We start from the raw sequence: 23,726 nt of genomic DNA on the forward strand, positions 1-23,726 counted from the left end.
TCATGGAAAGTAATCAAGATAAATCGTTTTTAGGTCGTGGTTGGAGTTTTCCACCAACATTTAGTAAGGAACGTGCTGATGTTGAGATGGTATCTAAAGACAAGGATATTAGGCAGAGTTTACATATTTTTTTTAATACTAAATATGGTGAACGTATTATGCGATCTAATTATGGTTGCATAGTCCATGATTACATGTTTGAAAAATCAGACCTAGATGTAATTGAACGCCTTTCTTATGAACTAAAACAGACTATCTCTAATTATGAACCAAGAATTTTTGTACATGATGTTAGAGCGTCAAAATCAAATACGCAAGATGGCCTGATAAGCATTAATATCTCGTATGAAGTACACTCTACAAATGTTAGGGATAATATAGTTTTTCCATTTTATATGAATGAAGGTACTGAAATAAAATAATTTTGAATACACCTTATAAACATATTTTAAACCCTGAGAACTTACTTATTGAAGATAGAGACGTACTAGATCTCATTATCTTCATAAAAGAATATTCAAAGCTAATTTTATTTTACAACAAGGAAAACAAAGTAGATGGCACTTGGTATGATTTACTTAGATCTGAAGAAACTTTTTTAATTGCGGAGATATCGAAGTTCAAAGTTTCAAACTACAGCGTTAAACGGCTTAATTTCATAAAAGATTACGATCAAGCTTTTGGTATAGAAGATAAAAAACATTCATTTCATAATTTTTTTGATTTATGTAAATCATTGTTTGAGAAAATTGACTTTTGGTACACAGAAGCGCTTAAAAATAACTTAACTCAAGCAAGTTCAATAATAGAAGTAGAACTCGAAATTTACATAAAAAACAAGTTGTCACCATTGCTTCAGGAGTTTATTGATTTAGCGACATTGTTTGGTAATAAAAATATTATAAATCGAGGGCAAATCGAAGGTTTTGATAAGTTTAATTCAATTTGGAATATAACTTTACCAACACCTATACCTAGTAATCCTGAAAATGATATAGTTGATGAGACAGATTTGAATTTTGCATTAAAAAGGATAACACTAATATTTAACCCTACTTACGAAATAATTTACGATTTAGTTTTAAAATGTGAAGACCTGTATAAAATATCACTATATAATAACGATAATCACAAAGCTCATACAGGCTTAATTTTTGCATTTTTAGAACTATTTAAATATCCCGTTGCAGATTTAAATACATTTACAAAAAAGCATCTTGACTTTTATTTCAGAAATTTACTAAAGCTGAAACCACGTACGGCACAACCAAATAAAATTTATATATCGGTAGAAATAGATGAAAATTTAGATGGCATAAACATTAAAAAGGATACATTGCTAAATGTTGGTCAGAGAGAAAATGGTGAAGAAATTTTATTTCAGACTAACGTAGATTTTAAAGCAAACAACATTAACTTAGCACATATAAGCACATTTTACTTGAGTGAGAGCAAATTTTTTGATCACCACTCTCGGTTTAATTTAATATCTGGCTTATATTCTAAAATCCATGCTTCAAATTCATCAGAAGTTGAAGACTTCAATAATAACGTCAGTACCTTTTCTTCTTTAGGCGAAGAACAACTTTTCTTAAGCTCTGAAGATCAGAATATGGATAAAGCTGAAATAGGCTTTTTAATTTCTAGTCCTGTTTTAAAACTCTCTAAAAGCAATAGAACGATAGACCTTGATCTAAAATTTACTGTTGATTCAATAAAAATTTTATCAGATTTGATTTTAGATATTTCTCATAACAAAGATGTTAGTGAAGTAGTGACTTTTAATGAGATATTTTCTAATGCCTTTATTATTCATTATACATCAATTGATTCTTGGACTCGGGTCGAGGGTTACAAGGTGACATTCCCTTTTGATTGGTCAACAGGTAAAATAACCCTAACTATGGAATTGAATAAGGCTTATCCGGCTATAGTAGCCTTAGATAACAATATTCATGACCTAGACATTGATTCAAAACACCCTGTTCTAAAAGTAGAATTAAATCAAGAAAGCTTCTACAATCCATACTCTTTTTTAAACAGTATGGAACTTTCTAAAATCGACATTAATGTAAATGTTAAAAATCTTAAACAATTTAACTGCTTTGTTAATAAAGATAGAATTGATATTAATTCTGATTTTGAATTGTTTGGAGCTATTCCCAATGTGAAATCTAGCTTGATAATAGCTTCTGATGAATTATTTAATAAAAAGGTAAAATCTGTAGGTATAGAGTGGGATTACACAAACCTATCGGTAGTTAGACCGTCTTTTAAAGAATTTTATAAAGAGTATGACAGAAATATTGATTACAAAAGTTTCGTTACTAAGGTAGATGGATTGTCAGATTTTGAATATACAAACCATAATAATCAAGATTATAAATTTGAATTATTTAATACTGATGAAAATGGAAAACTCCTAGACAAGTTTAAAATTGAAGACTTGGATTTCCGTTCATTAAAGATTAAACCTAATTATAATTTAGAACTAGAAGCACTAGATGACTATTCTAACGATTTAGAGACAGGCTATCTGAAGTTTGAACTAGAGAAACCATCTTTTGGCTTTGGTTTCGATATTTATGGTAAAGTCTTAAACGATATTACACAAAAGACAATTAACCAAAAACCTAAGAAAGGAAGTGTCGAAATTTTAAATTTCCCAAATGAACCATTTTCACCAAAAATTGCCAATTTAACATTAAGCTACAAGGCTAAAAGTACTCTTATTTTTAATCAGAGAAAATATTCTGAAAACGATTTTGATGAGCAAAATAGCTTTTATTTAATTTCACCCTTTGGTATCCAACCCATATTATCGAAATTTGGAATTAATGAAAACAACTTGGTTAAGAATTTTAAATATCAAGGCGAGCTCATATTGGGATTTGAAAATACAACTCAGCCACTAAACCTTAACCTTCTTTTTGAAATCTTAAAGAGTGATAATCCAAACTACGAATTTAGCAGAAAAATTGACTGGTTTTATAGTACCGCAGAAGGTTGGAAAATGCTTACCAAAACAAACATCATTTATGACGATACATTAAATTTAATGAAAACAGGTGTGTTGTCTTTTAAAATACCTGAAGATATATCTAATAAAAGTAGGATTTATAATACTGATAAGCTTTTTATTAAAGCTTGTTCAAAAAGTAAATCTAATCACTTTAGTCTTATAAAATCAATTAGAACAAACTCAGTTTCTTTGACAGAAATAATAGATGAGCAAAATGTAAATAATTTGCCTAGTTATTATCCACCATATTCAGTTCAAGGATTTAAAGAAGATATTGATGGTGTTATATCTGTAGACCAACACTTTGGCTCTGCAGAAGGTGAAAGTGGAGAATCAGATATTGATTTTTATTTGCGATCAAGTGAATTGTTAAGGCATAAAAATAGACCTGTGACTAAATGGGATCTTGAAAAATTTATAATCGCAAATTTTTCATGGATATCACATGTTAAGTGCTTTCCGGTAAACTCAAATAACATTACAGAAAGTTTAAAAGTATTGTGCGTCAAAAAAGTAAAGCTACAAGAAAATATTGATAACATACGGTTGAGTGCAGCTGAAAAACAGGAAATTGTTGATTATTTAAGGCAATTTTCTTCTCCATTTTCTAGCATTGAAATTATAAATCCGGTGTTTGAAGATATATGGTTAAAATGTAAAGTTAACTTTAAAAATGTAGCGGATGGTATTGGTATTAGAATGTTAAATAATGATCTTTATGACTTTTTTTGTTTGTGGCTATATGATGATACAAAACCAATGAAATTAGGTGTTCAAATCAAAAAAATTGATATTATAAATTTCGTAAAAGAAAGACCCTATATTTCTTATGTAACTAGTATATCTATTATTCATGTTAAAACCTCGGAAAAAGGAGGTAAAATTGCTGTAGATTCAGCTAATAAAAATATTAATACAGATTTTATAAAACCAGGTCTGCCGTGGGTTATATTAACTCCTAATAGTCACAATCATATTATAGATATTCTAGAGACTAATGAGTACCATCCACCCGAACCAGTAAGCTTTAATAACTTAGGCTTAGAAAGTGCTTTTTTAATAAGTTCAGATCTAGATGACCAGATTCAGTTGTCTGACTCAAAATCAGATTTAGAAGAAGATGACACCGAGTATAATTTTAAACTTAAAATTTAGTCTTATGGCATTAATTAATAGACAAACATTAAAAAATTATTTTAAGAAAGGTGGTTTCGCAACTGAGAAACATTTTATAGATCTTATAGATTCAACACTTAACTCAGTAGATGACGGGATAAGCAAAACTTCTAATGAAGGATTAAAATTATCATCTGCAAAAGAGAACTCGAAATTATTATCTTTTTTTAAAAATAAAGCGCAAGAAAAGGCAGATTATTCGGTAAGCTTAAATAGTAATGGTATGGAAGGCCTTTCTTTTGATAATTCAAAAGATGAGTCAATTATCAAATTAAGTAAAAAGGGTAATGTGGGTGTTAATACTGGTAATCCAAAATACAACTTAGAAGTCAATGGTACATTAGCAGTAAAGACTAGGCTTGGTGTTTATGCAACTGGCTTTGTACCTGCGGATGGAAATTGGCATTCCATTATTTCCAATTTAGATGGTATATGTGCTTTTGAAATCATCGCAAAAGCGGAAGGAAATATTGGTAATGGCTATTATTCTGTTGCACATTGCATAGCACTTTCTACTTTTGGTGGAAAAAGATCTAAAAATAAAATAAAATTAACATCAGCCTATTATGAAAGATACTTTAGAAGAATTTCTTTTAGGTGGGTAGGAGAGTTACATAATTTCTCTTTACAAGTTAGAACAAGAGCTAACTATGGGATATCTTCAGAAACTAAAGAAAGCTTTAAAATTAAATACAATATTACAAACCTTATAGCTGATTAATCTAGATATGATAAAACCAAAGTTTATAAGTAAAGAAGGCTTTGAATCTAAAAGTTTAGATTATGAAAAACTTTTTGATGAAGGTATTGAACTTATTCAACAATTTTCTGGCAATCAATGGACGGATTATAACTATCATGACCCAGGAATTACTTTCTTAGAGCAGATATGTTTTGGTTTAACTGACATTGGTTATAAAGCAAATTTTAATATCGAAGATATTTTACTGGGAAATGACCCAAAGTTTGATTTAGAGTCCACAAATCTATTTATAAGACCTGAGAACATTTTCCCGTCTGCTCCTACAACATTATTAGACTTTAGAAAAATATTAATTGGTAAAGAAAAAAATATTAAAAATGCTTGGGTAACACCAGTAAAGGATAATCCTCTTGGCATTAAGGGTTTATTTGATGTTTCTGTACAACTTAAAGACGATTTAGATAATAATATAATATCTGATACAATTTCAAGAGTAAATTCCATTCTAATGGAAAATAGATCTATTAGTACAGATTTTAATTCGATTGTAATACTAAAAAAAGATTTAATCTCCTTGTCAGGTGATATAACAATTAACTCTTTTGCAATGGGAGAGAGTGTCTTAGCTGAAATTTACCACAAAATTGAGTCGAAGTTAAATACCAATCTAAAGTTTTATGAATATAAATCAATACTAAAAGAAAAATCTTATGAAAACGTTTTTTCAGGTCCTTATCAAACAGACGATTATATAAAATCAGAAGAGTTAAATGACAAGACAAACGAAATCTATGTATTTGAATTAAAAGAATTAATACAAAGTATAGACGGAGTAATTGATGTACAAAATATGGTAGTGTTCAAAAATGGTGTAAAAATGTATGATGATATCATATCTTTTGATAGCGACCGCTACCCTTCACTTGAAAAGAATTTATTTAATGAAAATATAGATAAATTAAATTTTATTAGAAATGAAACCACATATGAAATAGATCCTTCAATCTTGTCTCAATTATATGATTCTTTATCATTGACCAATAACACAAAATCTAATGGTTTAGCTTACAATGATAACCCCTTTACGAAGGCAAGGTTTACCAAAAATGAAATAGAATATTATTATTCAATCCAAAATGAGTTCCCATCAATTTATGGCCTAAAGGCCTTCGAAATCCCAAACTCAGCAACTAACTTAAGGAAGAGTCAAGTAAATCAACTTAAAGGTTATTTATTGATGATAGACCAGATAATGGCTAATTTTCAAAGTCAGTTAGTAAATATCAGAGACCTATTTTCAGTAGATATAAGCAAAGAGAATCTTAATACGTATTACACTCAAATACCCAATAACATTGGAGAATTAAGTAATGTAATAGGCGATGATTACGATGCGTTTTATAATAACCTAAAATCTATAACTGAAACTAAGATTCAATACATAAAGAGAAAGAGTAAATTCATAGACCATTTATTGAGCAGGTTTGGCGAGGTGTACGACACTACATTAAATTCGAAATTGCAAAAGTCTATTAAAGAAAATGTTTCTGTAGATGAGATAGAGCTAAATGGGCTTCTATCTAAATCAAAATATGCTAAATCTATTATTAACTTAGGAAGAAACAGAATTAAAGCTTTTAACTATAAAAAAGCGGTTAACAATAAGAATAACATATCCGGTTTAAAAGAGCGTTTATCACTTATATTAGATATAAAAGACCATAGCATTCATTCATCTTTAGATATTATTTTAGAAAACTCTGAAATAAATAAAATAGAAGATAAGTGGGAAATTGAAATTTTAGAACTAGAAGATGGACCTTCTATTAAAGTGAGATCAAAATCTCGAGACATTGAAAATTTGGATGATATCAATTTTTTCACTAAAAATCACGAAGCACTAAAGTTTTTATTTTTATACGCACATAAATCAAATAATTACCAAATAGTTAAAACAAAATCTAATTTTTGTCTACTATACAACAGCCCAAAACAAGATATGCCTACAAAGATTTTTCAATCTAAAACATTAGGTATGTCTAAAACAGCTCTTGAAAAAACAATTGATAAATTTGATGAAATAAATTCGGCTTCTGAGACTTTTTTTATTGTTGAAAACATTTTATTAAGACCACTTCTAGAATCGAATTATGAACTTAATATTTATTCTAAAAGTAAAAAGATATTATTAAAAAGCTATTATAATCTAGATTTCAAAAATCAAAGAGATATACGAGACGACTTGTGGGTGCTCCTCAACAAAACTGAAAATTTTACAGTAGAGTTTGATAGTAAAAAAAAGCTTTATTGGCTTATAGTTTATGATTTATTAAATAACCCAGTTTTTAAATCCTTCAATTCATTTAGCACTAAATCTGAAGCTCATAAGTTTAAAGAAGAAGTTTTGGAGTACTTAAATAATAAAAAGGATACTAATGAAGACATCACTAATTTTACTGATATTTCTATAGTAAATAGTAAAACCAATAAATTTCCAGACGATTTTAGCTATTCAAACCATTTAAATTTTGTTTTTCCTGATTGGCCAGTTAGATTTCAAAACAATGAATTTAAACATTTTATAAAGCAACAAATTGAACTTTTTATTCCAGCCCACTTAAGTTTCAATATATTTTATTTCAATTTAAGAACTATGAACCAATTTGAGTCTATTTATTTTAATTGGTTGTCTTGCCAGATGAATTCTGAATTAGATAAAATAGAAAACTATTCTCTACAACTTATTCAACTCTTTAAGAGTCAAATTCCATATGACAGAGAGTGATGTAACTATTAAACAGATTAGGCTTGAAATAGACGTACCGTCTAAAGAAGAATTCGGTATTGTAAGTAAAGAATTCCCAATAGTTTTAAAGGATTTATTATTAGTGCAAATCGAGAACTGTATTAATACGGTTTTTAAAGAAGAAGATTTTTTCGAAATAGACGCTATAACATTAAACCTTGGAGATATAGACCTATTAAAACCAAGAGATTTTGTTTATAATTTCACAAAAAAATTCATCAGAGAATTAGAAAGGTACAAACAGAACAAAAACCTTCCTAAAAGAACCAAATTTTACCTTATTTCTTACTTTCTATATAACGGTCGTTTACCTTGGTGGTGTGACTCTAAGACTAAGTTTAATAAATTTCTTGAACAAGATTCTTATCGGGACGTTTCAAGAAAAGAATTAATTAGCCTGTTGTCTCAAAAAAATAATTTAAAACGTTTTTTAAATATTTTATCACCAGCAAATAAAACAACTTTCTTTAAATTCTGTTTAGATTACAAGTATGACTTGTTTAGCTACAATACAAGTCTATTATTAGACTTTTTAAAAGAAAAATTAACTTATTTTAATTTAAAGAATATTGATATTATAGAGAAAAAACTGCTGCATAAAACTCTATTTTATAAGGATACCAGTAAAGACTTTGATGCGTTAGTGCTTGATGAGGTAATTTTTGAATTTGGATTTAAATGGCATGATTTTGAAAGCTTCTTGAGTAAGAATTCTATTTCCTTAAAACCTTATGATCCATCTAAGATAAGCACTGACCAATTACTTATAAGTGAATTAGATTATTCTGAAAAATCTAAGACATTTGCGTATTTGTTAGATCAGTATATTTTTAGTAAACAGGTCTTAAGCGGACTAAAGTATTTTGAACTAAAACTATTATTCAACAGGTATCTAGAATCTGATAAAAAAACAATACAATCTGTTATCCGTAAAAAGAGTTTATTAGAAGTATTTTCAGGATCATATAAACTCATAAAATTAATCGAGAAAAATAATTATTTATATTTTTTAGAATTGTTTTTTAACCTAAAGGAAAGTCAACTATTACTTGATTTTTATGTTTTTTTATATCATTTAAAATCTGGCAAATTTAAGTCTCAAAATAATAGCTTTTCATACTTTTTTGATGCTTTGTTAGACCTTAAAAAAGTATCATCAGCTTCAGCTAGTCAATTTTTCACACACCTAATTAAATTAATATCAAATAAATATAAAATAAATGATCTGGAGTTAATAAGCCGTTTCTATTTCTTTCATATCAATAAACAGGCAAAATTTAAGTATGATTTCGATATTGAAAGTTTTTTCTATAATCAATTGGATTTAGAAGGTTTTATTTTTTCATCGTCTACAAAATTTAAAACCAACTCTATACATGCAACTTTGCAACACTTATCTGCTTTTAAAAAATCAGAGTTTGCTTCTCTTAAAAAGTTAATAAATTATTTGAATGCAAGCATTTTCAAAACTAAATGGAAAAGTGATAAAGTAAACGAATATGTTTTTGGTTTTGTGACCAAGTCTAACAAAGAATCAGATAATTTTTTTGAGCTTTTAAACAACTATTCAGAGCTTAATAAAACTTCCTTAGAAGAATTGTTATTGAGTACCTTAAAAGCGCTTTATTTTGAACCAACTTTAAGTTACTCAAAACAGCTCTATTTTGAAGACTTGCTATATCAAGTAGTATCTTCACATAACTATAAAACCTTTTTCTTAAAAGAAGAGAGTTTTATACAAGAGCTATTAAAGCAGGATGATATTAAAGATAATTTAGATTTACATGCTATTAACGATAATTTACAATCTAGCAAGGCTCATAACATAGTTTTTAAAGGATACAACGAAAAAAATTCTCCAACAATATTTAATAAAAAATCTGCTTACATAATTAATACATTTCAACCGATACTTAACAAGACTAACACAAAGTTTAATGATTCTTCATTTTTTTCTAAATACCTCTATTTAGAGTTTAAAATAAACTACAAAGTCAGGAACGATTTTAATTATGCAGTTATTATAGATACCATTTCAAAATCATCTGGTTTTGAATCTGATAATTTAACGCTACGGCTAATATCAAATATTGTAAAAAAGAGTAGCTATTCTGAATTTGATCAAGAGCTAATTCAGCGATTAACAGAGCTGATCTTTAGTCCTCTTAAATCTTTTAAAAATAATATTTCCACATTTAATTCTGCTTATGAATTAGTTGATAGTGTAAATGACAAAAAATTAAAACAGAAATTAATTACTACATATTTGCTGAACTCACAAACTGCAATGGTTAGTTTAAATTCTGATAATTTTAATAAACTGATATCTACTATTTCAAATCATAAAAACAATAAATTTTATGAGATATTGATGAATGTTTTATCATATTTCACCTATCATAAAAGAGTTGAAATTTTGTTTGATTTAAAGTTTAAGGCTTTGCACTTAATCAAAGCGAATAAAAATTTAAAGGATAGTGACTTTAGATTAGCATTGCTAAAGGAAGTTAAATCTATAGATGAAAAAGTTTATCAGAAAATCACACAAAATGTTGAAAGTAATTCAAAATTAGATAAATCAGATCTTCAAATTAAATCATTATCTCACCTATTAGAGAACCCAATTAAAGCAAAAGAAAATCAGAATCAAGGTATTACAAATAGTATAACTGAAGATGATTTTGACTACTTCTTAATTTTAAAATTGGAACTATTTAACAAGCACCATTACCCTTTCCTTCAACTACAAAAATTTGATACGCTATTAGATATTACAAAAAATAATAAATCGCTTTTAGAATTTTTAAAAATACATAGCCAAGACCATGAAATACTTTATGAATTCTCTCAGTTAAGTATTTCTGAAGCTTTAAATGATAAATTAGAAACACTTTTAAAGGCTAATAATGTAGACCTTTTATCCTTAGAGCAAAATATTTTATTAGTACAGAATAAGACCTTTTTTTGTACGCTGCATCCTAAAGATTTTCACTTAACACTTAGGGTATTAATTTTTAAGAAATTAAGTACCAATCACAAAATATTAAATACAGAACTAGTCTTAGATTTTTTGCAAATGCTTGCGCAAAATAGAAATTTAAATTTTAAAGTTTTACAACGTATATATCTTAAAGGAATTAGTGATGTTGATGTTGATGTACCTGTTAAGAAAGCATTGCAAATTTTTTTAGAGAACAATAACTTTCAAAACGTTGATAGAAAAGTAAAAGATGATGTTTATTATAAAAATCTTTTTATCAATTTACTAGAAAACGAAACCTTACCTGTCTGGTCAAAATCCAAATCAACAGATACTGAAGATGCCTTTGATTTTATAGATTCGAAAATTGCATTAAAAGACTATAAATTCATTAGAACAATCTTTGAGAATAACCATATAAAAAATAAATTATTAGATCAATTCATCAAGGCTGAACTAACTAAAAAAAATGAGCTTTTAACTATACTTGAAGCTGAAAAAGCTAAGTCGTTTTCTTTAACTAGCATTTTACAGGATATCGATAAGCTTAATTTGAGTACTGATAACTTTTTTGAAGCTATAATTAAGAAGAAACTTTGGAAAGAACCTAGCGCTCTAGTTGTTTATGAACGCTTTTTAGGGTATTTAGATGCAGATAATATCAAAGAATTACTTGACTTAGAATTTAAGCATAAGCTAAGACTTAATCCTATCTCATTATTATATAATAAAAAAAGAACCCTTGATAAAACTGATAAATTAGAGCTAATAAAGTACTTTTTAAGAACTGGTGAATTGCCAAAATCCTACCAGTCCAATTTATCAAATCAACTTCAGGTTTTAAAGTCTTTCATTAAATCAGACCAGAGCATTTTAAGATATCTAATCCCAGAATTTAATCAAACAGAGAATATAAGTAAGGCGGTTGTTAAGCTATCTTCAAAGTCTGTATTGTTTAAATCAGTTTTAAGCCTTTTAAAAGATAAGAACACTGATATGCATGTTCTATTAAAACCACCCTTGGAGAAATTCAAAGACGTTGCATATAGTGATGATTTTTATGTTTTAAATCTAGTTTTAAAACGTTTGATAAATAGGCCTTCTAACAATCTTACAACTAGCATCAATTTCTTTAAAGAAATACAGCAATATAGCAAAGAACTAAGTGCTGTAATTTTTGAAAATGGGACTCGTTTATTAGATGATGGTAAAATATCTATGAAGAGTGTTGTAGCTCAGGCTTTAGATTTATATCATAAGAAGGAAGATCGTATTTCTGAAGATGAAGAATCTTATCAGCTAAATGACCTGCGTTATTTCATTGAGTTTCATTCTCTCGATACTTCTAATCCAAAACATCAAACAAAGTTCCTACGCTCTTTTGTTTTAAAAAATAAAAAAGATCTTAAATTAAGAAATCAAATATATATCTGGGCTAAGCAAAAGATTAAGCTTCAACTATTTTTGAAAATTTTCAATACCAAAGATTTACATAAATTATTGTATTTTATTCACCCTGAATTAAATAAGTATTTAATAGAATTTGATAAGCTATTGGATCAATCAAAATTAAAAAAGACTCCACATTACCTCAATGTGAAAAAGGATGAAGATTATATTTATGAATTATTTTCAATATGGGCTAAAAATTCTCTAATTATGTATTCTCCAAATTTAATTATTCATGAAATCTTTAAAAAAATTGCATCTGCTGAAATAATTAACAATAATCATGAAACCAACAGTTACTTTGAGGTTACTGATATTTTTGTACAACAGAAACCCAGACTTACTAATATTCAAAATAATATGCTAAGTTATTTCTTAAAAGAAGAAATAATTCTTGAGAGTAAAAACAGAAGTGAAAAAGAAAATAAAAACGATGATTTAATTGAACAAAATAATATCAACACTGACTCTGCATATATTTCTAACGCTGGTTTGGTAATTCTATGGCCGTTTTTATCAACACTTTTTGATAAGATTGGTTTAATAGATGGAAGAAAATTCAAAGATGACACTTGTAAGCAAAAGGCTATCTTAATTTCTCAATATGTAATTAACAAAAATGAGAAAATAAGTGAGAGTGATTTGTTACTAAATAAGTTACTTTGTGGGGCTGAAGTTAATTTTTTTGTAGATGTTACAATTGAGTTTACTGAAAATGAAAAGAATATAGCAAACTCTTTATTAGTTGCAGTAACAAAAAACTGGAAAGAGCTAAATAATACTAGTCCACAGTCTTTGCAAGATACATTTTTAAAACGTGAAGGTAAGCTGAATAAAAGTGGTGAAAATAATTTTGAGCTTACTGTACAAACAAAGCCATATGATTTATTATTGAAAACAATACCGTGGAATATTAAAATGATTCAAACTGCATTTATGGACAATCGTTTGATAGTTAACTGGGAAATATAAGTTTTATGAATACTAAAAATGAAGCAAGGCATAATGCAAGTGTAATATTTAAGGAAGTAGTTTGGTTAGAAGATTTTATCAACAAAAGGCTTAATTGCTACTTTGATTCTCAGTTAGAATTTATGGCTCCCGAACCTATACATTTAACTGTAGGTCAAAGTAAATATTCAGATTTTATTTTAGAAAATGAATTATTAAACATAGAGCGTTTTATAATTGTAGTTTGTCTAGCCTTGCATTTTAAGCCTAAAGTTTTTGATAAGTTTTTAATAAAAAACAAAGCCTTAGACAAGCGGTTCACAGAGTTTGGTGGAAAAATTGATGAGTCCAAATCTATCTTTGTACCAACTTTAGAAACTATTGCTTTTATATTTTATGGAGATTGCTTTGAGTCTCGTTTTTTAATGTATAGGTTATTCGATGAGGATCATCTATTTTCATCAGAGAATGTAATCGAGCTGTATGGCGATAATTCAAATTCTTTTTTATCAAACTCTGTTAGACTTAGTGATGAGCATTTTCAATATTTTACAATAGGTACTTCCTTTAACCCATCTTACAGTAGTAATTTTCCAGCTTCTAAAATAACAACTTCCCTAAAATGGGAAGATTTAGTTCTTGATAAAAGTACCTTAGATGAGGTGAGCCTTATTAACACCTGGATTGATAGACAAGGAGAGATCCTGGAAAGAAAAGATTTAGAAAAAAAAATAAATAAAGGCTATAAGTGTCTTTTTTATGGTTCTCCAGGTACTGGTAAGACATTAACAGCAATTTTAATTGGTAAACAAAATAATAAATCCGTTTATAGAATAGACCTGTCTCAAATTGTTTCAAAATATATTGGTGAGACAGAAAAAAACCTAGCCAAGATATTTGATATTGCTGAGAATAAAAATTGGATTTTATTTTTTGATGAAGCAGAGTCACTTTTCTCAAAACGAACAGGAGTTCAAGATTCCAAAGACAAATATGCTAATCAGCAAACTGCGTATTTATTGCAGCGAATTGAAAATTACAAAGGCTTAATTATTCTAGCCACAAACCTAAAACCAAATATTGATGTAGCTTTCTCTAGGCGTATACAGTCTGTAGTTAACTTTAGTGTTCCCGGTGTACTTGAACGAGAAAAGCTCTGGAAATTTGCACTATCAGGTATTTCTAATTTACCAGATTCTTTTATTAAAAAAATATCAAGTTCTTATGAAATAAGTGGTGGTTTAATAAAAAATATAATACAGTATGCCTGGTTAATATCTAAACAGCATAATGTACCCATATCTGAAAAAGAAATTTTAAGTGGTATAAGAAGAGAGTTATCTAAAGACGGAAAATCATTTAATAATCAAATAGCTTAATTTCTTTGATAGTATTTGGTTACAAAAAGCAATTTTTAAAAACTCTTCTCTCTTAATTTTTAAAAATTTTAAATCTTGGGTGCTTTTTTTTAATAAAGTATCTATTATTTCTTTATTGGGTATTATTAAATCATCAACTAGATTTTCGCATTGTAAATTGGTGTTGCCCTTTAACAATATTAAGTGATTGTTATACTCCAAACTATTCAAAGAGTTAAAGTTAAAAATCTTCAATTCTGTTATTTTTAAAATATCTACTAATGTATGCGTATCTATTTCACTGAATATAGTTGAGTTTCTTAATGCTTTAAATCGTTCAAATACGTTAATTATATTGCTATTAGGTTTTTGATAAGTTTCACCATTGATCTTAAACATACAAATCATAGTAGCTTCCCTAATTAATAAGTTAGAATTATATGTATTAGCTTCCAGCTCAATTGGCATACCACTAACTTTTAAGTTTTTCGATAGTAATTCTATGGCTTGTATTCTAATCCAATCATTTAATTTCTGCGGTGTGTAATTAATTATTCTTTTCAACCTATCTATTGGGTTCAGGTCAACTTGTGGGAAAATCTCTCTTAATTTCTTCAGCTGATCTTCAATTGAATTTTTTTCGGCTATAGGCACAAAATACTCTTTTAACTCATTGTTAAAAACCATATCAATCATTTCAACAGCCAGTATTTTGTTATCTTCTGTATTATTGTCCAGAAAATATAAAATTTTGTTTATTTCATCCTTACCATAGATTGGTTTTACGAGATTAAATAAGTTTTGCTTTTCGTTGTGCAGCTCATCTGTAAGACTTTTTATAATGCTATTAAAATCAGCTGGATTGGTATTTAAGTCTACTATAGAAGCAAGAATCCAAGTATAATATTGAACGCTATAATCAAGTCTATCTTTTAGTTTTAAATACTCATTTTGAGTAATTTTTAAATTCTTTTTATATGGGTTTTCTAAGTATAGAGACTCTAAGTTTCTAGTTTTTACGTTTTTTTCAAAATTGAAATTTTCGATAGGTATTTCAACATCAATATATTTCAAAACCTTTAAATAAAACATAGCTTCAAGTAAGACATCTTCAGATGACTCCTTCAGTAATATTTTATTTTTTTCCACATGGTGTTTAATGTCAAAATTAATATTCAATAGAATAATTAGAAGTCTACTATTTATGTCTTTTTCATTTTTTATGATATAATCCTTAAAATTATTGCTATTTATTTTATCACTTAAGCTAGAGATTAAATAAGAAACAATAAAAATATTTTCATATTTAATTATTCTTAGGAGTTCTGGGTAAAACTTATTAGACCAATGGTTCTTTACATAATTTATGTATTGTACTTTATTTTGATGTTGTTTTATAATATAATCATTATCTATAAGGCTTATTTCTTTTGTTTTCTTATCAATACTGAGGCTAGGAAAAAATAATTTAAAAAGCTTAGCCTTTAATTCTAGTGTTTTAAATTCAATTCTCTCTTTCTCACGTTTAAATAAATTTATGTTGATATGCGTATCAAAAACATTTCTAATATAGTTTTTAAGGCTTACCAAAGTTTTTCTTATAAGAAAAAGCCATAGTATGCAGGCAAGAAATAAAGCTACTAAGTACTTTATTTTATTTAGATCTTTATATTCAGATTGTTGAATGATAATTAAAATAATAGCAACAATCACAATTCCTATTTGTCTAGCTTTAATTTCTGCATTAGATTGAATGATGTGTTTAATGCTTTTGTCTAGTGGCTGAAAAAGGTTTTTAAAGGTAACATCTTCAAGTGATCTTTTTACCACAATTAATGTCATCATACAAAGAACTATAACTATAAAAGTTACTGTATTGAATGAATTATAAGTAAAAGATAAGATTGATGTTATTATTGCAATTGTAGTAAGTGGTAGTAATAATTTGGGTAGAGATTCTAAACCAAACCTAATTCCATGTTTTGCTAATAATCGACCTGAGAAGAAAGTATTTACAATTAATTCTATACCCTTAGATAGGCCGAAGAATAGTCCTAAAAATTGACCTATAACCTTAACGTCAAAATCTCTAAAGAATAATTTTGTCTCACTTAAAAAAAGAAAACTAACAAGGATAAGGCCTATCATAGATATTATTGACAATAAATAGATATTTCTTATATATGTTTTTTCTTCTTTTAGTTTGTCTGAAACTACTTTTATTGGTTTTAATTTGTTAAGAGTTCTCTTATCAATTAGAAAAAAAGATTTATTAATAAATAATTGGAGTATTGCAGTTAAAAACAAACCGCAAAGTGAAATCCAAAGTAAGTCTGATGGTGCAGATAAGTAGTTTAATAAAATAGGTACAGAAAGGTAACTTATTATAGCTGCAATAACAGAACCTGAACCTATAAGGCTAAATAACCTTTTACCCTGTCTTAAAGTAAATAATTTTATAAGTTGACTTGTGTAAATTAATATTACAATTAAACTAAATGGGCTATACACAATAAACCCTATAAATATGATGAGCTTGTTAAAGCTGAAATTAGCATTGAACAAACTAAAACTGGCATTTAATACTGAAGGGACTTGGTCAATTGTTAGCTTTAGTATACAAACACATATGAAAATTATAAGTAATACAAGTACAGAATAAACTTTAAAAGCTAGCCTTTTAATTATTAATGAAAAAACAAAAGATGTTGCAAGGCCAATTAAACCGGAGGCTAAATAGCCATATGCAAGAAAACTAATTCTAAATGTATCTAAAAAAGCAGCATTTATGAAGGTATTATAGTAAGATACAAATACACCTATAAAGAGTGATTGTAAAATAAGGACCAAGACTTTTTTAACTTCATCTTTATTAATTTGAAGAAGGTTTAAGACCTTATCTTTCATCAATCTTATTTTAAAATTCTTTTTTTACTAAAATTAAATCAATTTTCGGTAAAGGCTTAAAAACGTTTTTAAGTGTCTTTTGATATTTAAAATCATTTATGTAAAGCTTATTAAGCATCCAGGGTGTTGGGTAAGATAACAAGGTTTTTATATTTTCTTTCTTCACATAAGAAATCCAAAAGCTTATCAATTTTTCTGGTATATTTTCTTTCCTGTAATTCATGTCTATAACCATTCTTCCTGTACAAGCTACTTTTGGATGAATATAAACTCCATCATTATTTTGGTTGTAGATATACCATTTTTTATTAATTACTTCCCCATTTTTATAATTTTCTTGATATGGCACTTCGGCTATTGTATTTATTATCATGAGTCGATAGCTAGCAATTAACTTTTTATTTAAAACAATTCCACAATGTTTTGATTTTAAGTCTTCGACCTTATCTTCTAAACTATAAAATTCATTTGCGCTAAGATCATCGTGAAACTTCTTCCAAGATTTTTCTCTCAAACTTAAGATTTGATCTTCATAAGTTTTAAAATCAATGAAGTTTACTTTAAGGTCGCGTTGGGTAATATTCATTTTAAAATCTTAGATTAAAATTTATAATTAGCTCTTAACATGATGCTTCTAGAATTTTGTAGAGATTGGCTGTTATATACCTGATTGGCTGCAGCTCTAACGCCAGGGTGGTAATATTGTTCATCTAATAAATTATTTACAAGGCATCCAATGTGAAAACCTTCAAATACCTTAAATGTAATGTTGGCATGAAAAACAGTATAAGGATCAATCGAACTTAAAGGACTTGAACTCCCGGCAGTATTAATACCTGTTGGTCTCTTCCCTACATAATTTGCTCTGAAATTAAAATTCCAGTTTTTAAAAAGCAAAAGGTTAAAACCTGCATTAATATTGTTTGAAGGGATATCACTTATCCGTTTATCGGACCCATCGTCAAAAGGATCTAAGTATGTGTAGTTAGCCCAAACTCTTAAGGAGTTGTAATTAAAATCAAGTGATGCTTGTAATCCTTTTATATTATTTCCCTGTGCTGATGCTTGATTTTGAGTTTGACCATTTCCAATATTTACCTCAGCAACAACATTTGAATATGAAGCCATAAATCCGTTAAGTTTGATTTCAAAATTTTTGAATGGATTAAGTATAGTAGTTAACTCTAGATTCCTAACTTTTTCAGGACTCAGTGATGGATTTGCAATTCTTGTGTCTGTAGTAGCATATTTTGTTAAGAAAGAAGCATCTTTAAAGGCTTCTGAATAAATTGCCTTAAGCGTAAATTTATCATTTTGGTTATAAATAAGAGCCGCTCGTGGATTAAAAACAAACCCATACCCACCGTTATTCCTTACTAAATTATAATCTAATCTTCCTCCTAGAGTTAATGAAAGCCGATTAGTAAACTCATATTTTCCTTGCAAGTAATATCCAACATCTAATTTACTAGAATTATTACCACCTCTTATCCCAACTTCTGTGCTAGGGTCTATATTTTCTTCTGGATTTGGAAAATCACTAGTCAGGTAATTCATCTGAAAGTAACCTTGCCTAAATTCTAATCCTGAAATAACATTAAATTTATTTGTTTTATAAAATAGTTTTAGCTCATTTCTCAATTGATTGGAAGTCCTGTAGAAATAGGTTGTACTTAAAAAGGGTGAAGTTCCATCAATTAGGTCTTGAAAGCCTAGCTGATTATTATTATATAAATAACCTGTTGATAAGTTAGTTTTACCATCCAAAGAATGGACTCTGTAGGATGCTAAATTGGTAAGAAAAAATTTTTGATTAAGTTTCTTTTCATATTTTAAAAATACAGCACTATTTAAAGTGATCCACCTTGATAATTCATCAGAAGCTATTCTAGCTGATTTGCTATACCAAGGTAATGCACCTGAGTTGGACTTAAAGCTTTCTATGCCAAGTGTGAAGTCGTCAATTTTTAATTTTGAGCTTACAAACCAGTTTTTAACAGAATTATTAAAGCCTAAATTAGGCTCAGAGTTTATTAAACCTTTATCTAATTGTTTCATTCTTTCGGCTCCTAACTCATTTAAAGTAACACTTGGGATATCAGTGTCAAAATTAAAGTAAGGAGATGTTGTGCTGTTATTAGAGATAAAGTCAGAAGCTTCTTCACCTGTTAAATTAGTCGAATTCGACAAATAATCGTAACTATCTGGGTTATATTCATAACCATTATTACTAAGATCCATTTCGTCAGATTCGAAAATTCTACTCGTAATTGAGATATAGCCTTTTTTTATTTTCTTATTAAAATTACCATCAATAAATTTAGTGTCCCAAGTTCCATAGTTAGCAGTAACATTTGCTGAGAATGTATTATCTTCATTAAAAGAGCCAGTTTTTGTTATAATATTTATTACTGCTGCAAAAGCATTTGCGCCATACATTGTAGAAGCTGGGCCATAAATAACTTCTATTTGCTTAATGTTAGAGAGTGCTATTTGTCTATTTATAACTGCGTTATCTGAGTTCAAGTCATTTTTCTCAATTCCATCGATTAATAGTAAAAACTTGTCGTTTAAAGTACTTCTATAACCTCTTGCATAAATAAGTGAATAGGCAGGACCAGAAGACCTTGAAATAGAAAATCCAGGGATATCATGAAATATTTGTTCAACGTCTAAATAACCCCTGTTTTCAATTTCTTTCGCTGTAATGACAAACACAGAAGCTGGAGCTTCATTTAAAGATTCTTTAAATTTAGAAACAGAGCTAACCGTAACACCCGCATAGTTTCTGTATTTTTTAATTAATTCCTTAAATAAATAAGGATCGTTTGACCTTATGTTGTAATCAGAGTTAAAATCGAGTAACTTATTCACATCAGCTATGGCTTGATCCATATCATCAAGCATGATAGAGTTCATTGTTAGTAATCTTAATGCATCTAGGTATTTTAATTCATCAGATTCAAAATTATCTAAGCATTGGCGCAATTGCTTATCCACTTCAATAAAACGACCAATATTATACTCTTTCTCTAAAATACTTAAGTCACAATTAACTTTGTTTTGCTGTGCTTTACATAACAATGATAGGTTGCATATCATAAAACTGTATACAAGTCTTTTAACTAACTTTTTACTCATAGCCTTTGAAATATTTTAATTCAGTTATAATATCTTTTTCTTCAATTAACCAATTTTTTACGGAAGCGTCCTGTGAGATACTGTAAAGTTGATTGGTTACTTTATTCACACTAAAACCTGTAACCCAGCTATTATGACCAATTAATGTTATAGTCTCTTTAATGTTATTAAGATTAGTTAGGTTAATCGTGTTGTCGAAGCTTGATGTAATTAACATCTTTTTATTGTTAATGTTACACAATTCTATATTTGATATTCTAACTTTTTTATGATTTAATATGCTTTCTTTTAAGTTTAATTGATTTTCAACTAAAGCATAAATTTCAACTAAACCATTTGAGTAGCAAGCTGCAAATAGATTATCCTCAAGAATTTTAATTTTAGAAACACCTTTGTTAATTTTTCTTTGGTATTTTAAGTTAAGCTGAATTGTATTTTTTGATATTGATAATTGATATAACTTTAGGGTGTCACTTTCAATTGATAAAATTTTGTTACCAGTTTTGTTAATTGTAATCTGCTCATAATTCATTTTTTTATTAGAGCTTAGTTTATTAATAACCAGATTATAAAGTTGAATTCCGCTATTATGTTTTAATAGTAGATGAGGATTAGATTCAACTTTTGTATATTCAATTGAGTTTATTTGATTGTTATATGTATTTACTTCTCTTGTAAATTTTGAATTTTGAATGTTAAAAAATCTTAAGTAACCATTATATGTTGAGATAATCAATTCGTCTTTAGAATTGGAAAAAGAAACATCAGATACGTTTTTTATTTCACTTTTTATTTCTTTTTTAAAAATACCATTTTTTGAACTCAAAAGCGTGAGCTTATCCTCGTAATCAACTAGTGCAACTAACGGATTTATGGAGTTGGTGATTTTTACATTTTTTATCCCCATGTCATGTTTATAGGATACTTTCTTATCTTCAACTACTTCTAAATACGCCCTATTAATGGCTTGAAAGATTTGATTATTTAAAGTTTTTGTGCTGTCATTGTCTTTATAGATATTATATGCTTTTAATGCTAAATCTATCCCTAATTCCTTTTCACCTTGATCTAATTTTTTTTCAGCCTCAAATGCCAGATTAATTGCTGTAGTCATATTTTTTAAGCGTTGGGCTTCTTGTTCATTTAGTAAAGAAACTTCTTTAGCTTTAGATTCAGACACTGCATAGGCTTTTTCTCTTATAGCACTTTCCTTTGCCTTTTTTTCCGCTCGTTGAGCTTTTTTAGCATTAGCTTCAGCTTTTTCCTTAAGTATAAGTGCTTTCTGTTTTTCTGTATTTGCGATTTGTGCATTCTTTAAAGCCTTTTTTTGAGATGCCTTTGCTAATTCAGATGCTTTCTTTTCTTTCTCAATACTGATTAAAGTCTTTTCTTTTGCTTCATTGGCTTCAATTGCTTTTTCTTTAGCCTTTTTATTAGAAACAATTAATTCTTGACTAAATTTTATTGCTGATTGACGCTCTATCCAAGAGTAAATCCCTAAAAAAAGACATATAAAAAAACCTATACTAGTTAGCGTAATAATTTGCTTATTTTTTTTAATCCGTCTAGCTTGAGATACTTCTTTAAATTTTTTTCTTTGTTTATAAGCTTTATGGCTTTCTTGTAAAAAATTAATAGCCCTTTTGTAACTCCTATCGTACTTTTTACCCCAGTCTTCTGTAGGCCTTTCTTTATTGAACCAACTTAGTACAACTTCTAAGTCAGGGTTCTTCATTAAATCTCTATCGCCATTTTGATAAAGACTTGCGGCTTTGCATAATTTAATATAAGTTTCACTGGATTCTATTTCTTCATGAATCCAAAGCTCTAGACGTTTCCATTCTACAGTAATAGATAAACTACTGAGTGATATAACATCGTGCTCTAAAACTTCCTCATTGTCTGTTCTATCTAAAAGTTTATAGTTTGAGGAGCTTAACTCGCTTATGATCTTTTTTAAAATGGTTTCAGATGAACCTGTAATACCTCTAATTTCTGTAAATGAAAGTTTTTTTAAAGCATACTCTTTTTCTTCAATTTTAATTAAAGACTTAAAAAGTTTACAACATGCTCTTTTTTCTTCGTCAGTATAGACATTAAAGGCATGTTCTGCATTAGTATTAATTACAGAAGTCGAACTTCCTATATTTTTATAATCAACAAGTTGTATTGGCGCATTTTTATCACCCTGTTTTATCCATGACTTATATAGAAAATAGAGCGTGTATTGTAATACAGGTAGTGGGTATTTATGATGAGTAATATCATGATCAATTACTTTTATTAATTTGTCTGATATACTAACATTAAGCTCATTAAAACATGTCTTTATAAAGATATAGGTTTGTTCTTTGTTTAATGGTGGGAGAAGATATAATGAATTATTTATGCATTTAATAAATTCATTATATTGAATAATTTTGGATATGTGAGAGTCCTGAAACGTGGTTAAAAGATATATTCTAGAGTTTTTTGATCGAATTATACTATTAATGGCAGATACAAATTCGTTAAACTTTTCAGGACTGTGTTTTTTGTTTTTAATGAATGAGCAATAAAAATCGTCTATAATAATAAGGTGCTTTGCATTCTTATTTTTTATAAATGTTAAACTGTCTTTATATTTTGGAACTAAAAATTTTTGAATAATACCTACAACTTCTTGATTGGTATCATTTTTAGTAAGTCTATCTAAACTTTTTAAGAGCTCGTTTAATGAATTAATATCTTTATTACAGTTATAGAAGCACCATTTATTATGAGTTGAATTTTGTAGTGTAGGAATAAGTCCGGCATTAATAAGTGAAGTTTTTCCACTTTCTGCTGGGCCAATACAACTTATAAAATTTTCCTTCTCGAGCTTTAGAATGATATCATTAATCTGCTGTTCTCTACCTACAAAATTATTATTGTTTGAGAAACCGTAAGTTTCGAAACAAAGTAAAGTACTATTTATATCACGTTTAGACATGACTAATGATATTTCATAACTAAATTTTAAAAAAAACTCAAAAATAGTTAAAATACTTTTTTATTGAGTTAATATTTTTTTTTTAATAGTTGTTCATGTTTAAATAATAAAATATCGTACCTCTGAAAAAAAAGTAAAGAATTAACTTTTACAGTAAAATTAGATTTTATTCTTAGGAGTTACTTTTTACAAATCATGTTTTTGGGAGCCTTAATAAAAACTTAAATTGTCGTGTTTTCTTTAAATCAAACTTTTCAAAAGT

10 protein-coding genes are annotated in these 23,726 nt (G+C 27.9%); 6 read left to right on the forward strand and 4 right to left on the reverse strand.

All coding sequences use genetic code 11. From position 1 onward, the window contains the following. Window positions 1–2: 2 nt before the first annotated feature. The 6 genes from IEV72_RS10780 to IEV72_RS10805 are packed head-to-tail and all read left to right on the forward strand — an operon-like array spanning window position 3 to window position 14,466. Window positions 3–422 (forward strand): GPW/gp25 family protein, encoded by a 420-nt coding sequence (locus IEV72_RS10780; protein WP_188459117.1) that lies wholly within the window; start codon window positions 3–5, stop codon window positions 420–422. 2 nt (window positions 423–424) lie between these two features. Continuing rightward, window positions 425–4,177 carry a baseplate J/gp47 family protein gene (locus tag IEV72_RS10785; RefSeq protein WP_188459118.1) on the forward strand — a complete coding sequence of 1,251 codons (3,753 nt, stop codon included), beginning with the start codon at window positions 425–427 and terminating at the stop codon, window positions 4,175–4,177. A 4-nt stretch (window positions 4,178–4,181) separates the two neighbouring features. Continuing rightward, on the forward strand, window positions 4,182–4,919 hold the full coding sequence (locus IEV72_RS10790) for a hypothetical protein (protein ID WP_188459119.1): 738 nt from the start codon (window positions 4,182–4,184) through the stop codon (window positions 4,917–4,919). Between the two features lie 7 nt (window positions 4,920–4,926). Further along, window positions 4,927–7,686, forward strand: coding sequence for a hypothetical protein (locus IEV72_RS10795; RefSeq protein ID WP_188459120.1), 2,760 nt, complete (start codon window positions 4,927–4,929; stop codon window positions 7,684–7,686). Next, on the forward strand, window positions 7,673–13,108 hold the full coding sequence (locus IEV72_RS10800) for a contractile injection system tape measure protein (RefSeq protein ID WP_188459121.1): 5,436 nt from the start codon (window positions 7,673–7,675) through the stop codon (window positions 13,106–13,108). The genes IEV72_RS10795 and IEV72_RS10800 overlap by 14 nt, the downstream gene beginning before the upstream one ends. Before the next feature lie 5 nt (window positions 13,109–13,113). Further along, a complete protein-coding gene (locus IEV72_RS10805) occupies window positions 13,114–14,466 on the forward strand; it encodes an ATP-binding protein (protein WP_188459122.1) in 1,353 nt (450 codons plus the stop codon). On the opposite strand, the gene IEV72_RS10810 is transcribed toward IEV72_RS10805, so the two are convergent. Genes IEV72_RS10810 through IEV72_RS10825 form a run of 4 tightly spaced genes read right to left on the reverse strand, consistent with a single transcriptional unit; the run spans window position 14,443 to window position 23,464 of the window. Next, window positions 14,443–17,352, reverse strand: a complete 2,910-nt coding sequence (locus IEV72_RS10810; RefSeq protein ID WP_188459123.1) for an MFS transporter — start codon at window positions 17,350–17,352, stop codon at window positions 14,443–14,445. The genes IEV72_RS10805 and IEV72_RS10810 overlap by 24 nt on opposite strands. Before the next feature lie 10 nt (window positions 17,353–17,362). Beyond that, a complete protein-coding gene (locus IEV72_RS10815) occupies window positions 17,363–17,938 on the reverse strand; it encodes a hypothetical protein (RefSeq protein WP_188459124.1) in 576 nt (191 codons plus the stop codon). Window positions 17,939–17,952: 14 nt separating this feature from the next. Continuing rightward, complete coding sequence (locus IEV72_RS10820) at window positions 17,953–20,493, reverse strand: TonB-dependent receptor plug domain-containing protein (protein WP_188459125.1); 2,541 nt, start codon at window positions 20,491–20,493, stop codon at window positions 17,953–17,955. After that, window positions 20,486–23,464, reverse strand: a complete 2,979-nt coding sequence (locus IEV72_RS10825) for an nSTAND1 domain-containing NTPase (RefSeq protein WP_188459126.1) — start codon at window positions 23,462–23,464, stop codon at window positions 20,486–20,488. The genes IEV72_RS10820 and IEV72_RS10825 overlap by 8 nt, the downstream gene beginning before the upstream one ends. Window positions 23,465–23,726: the final 262 nt, after the last annotated feature.

The sequence above is a fragment of the Psychroflexus planctonicus genome, from assembly GCF_014640195.1.
In the GTDB taxonomy this organism is placed as follows: domain Bacteria; phylum Bacteroidota; class Bacteroidia; order Flavobacteriales; family Flavobacteriaceae; genus Psychroflexus; species Psychroflexus planctonicus.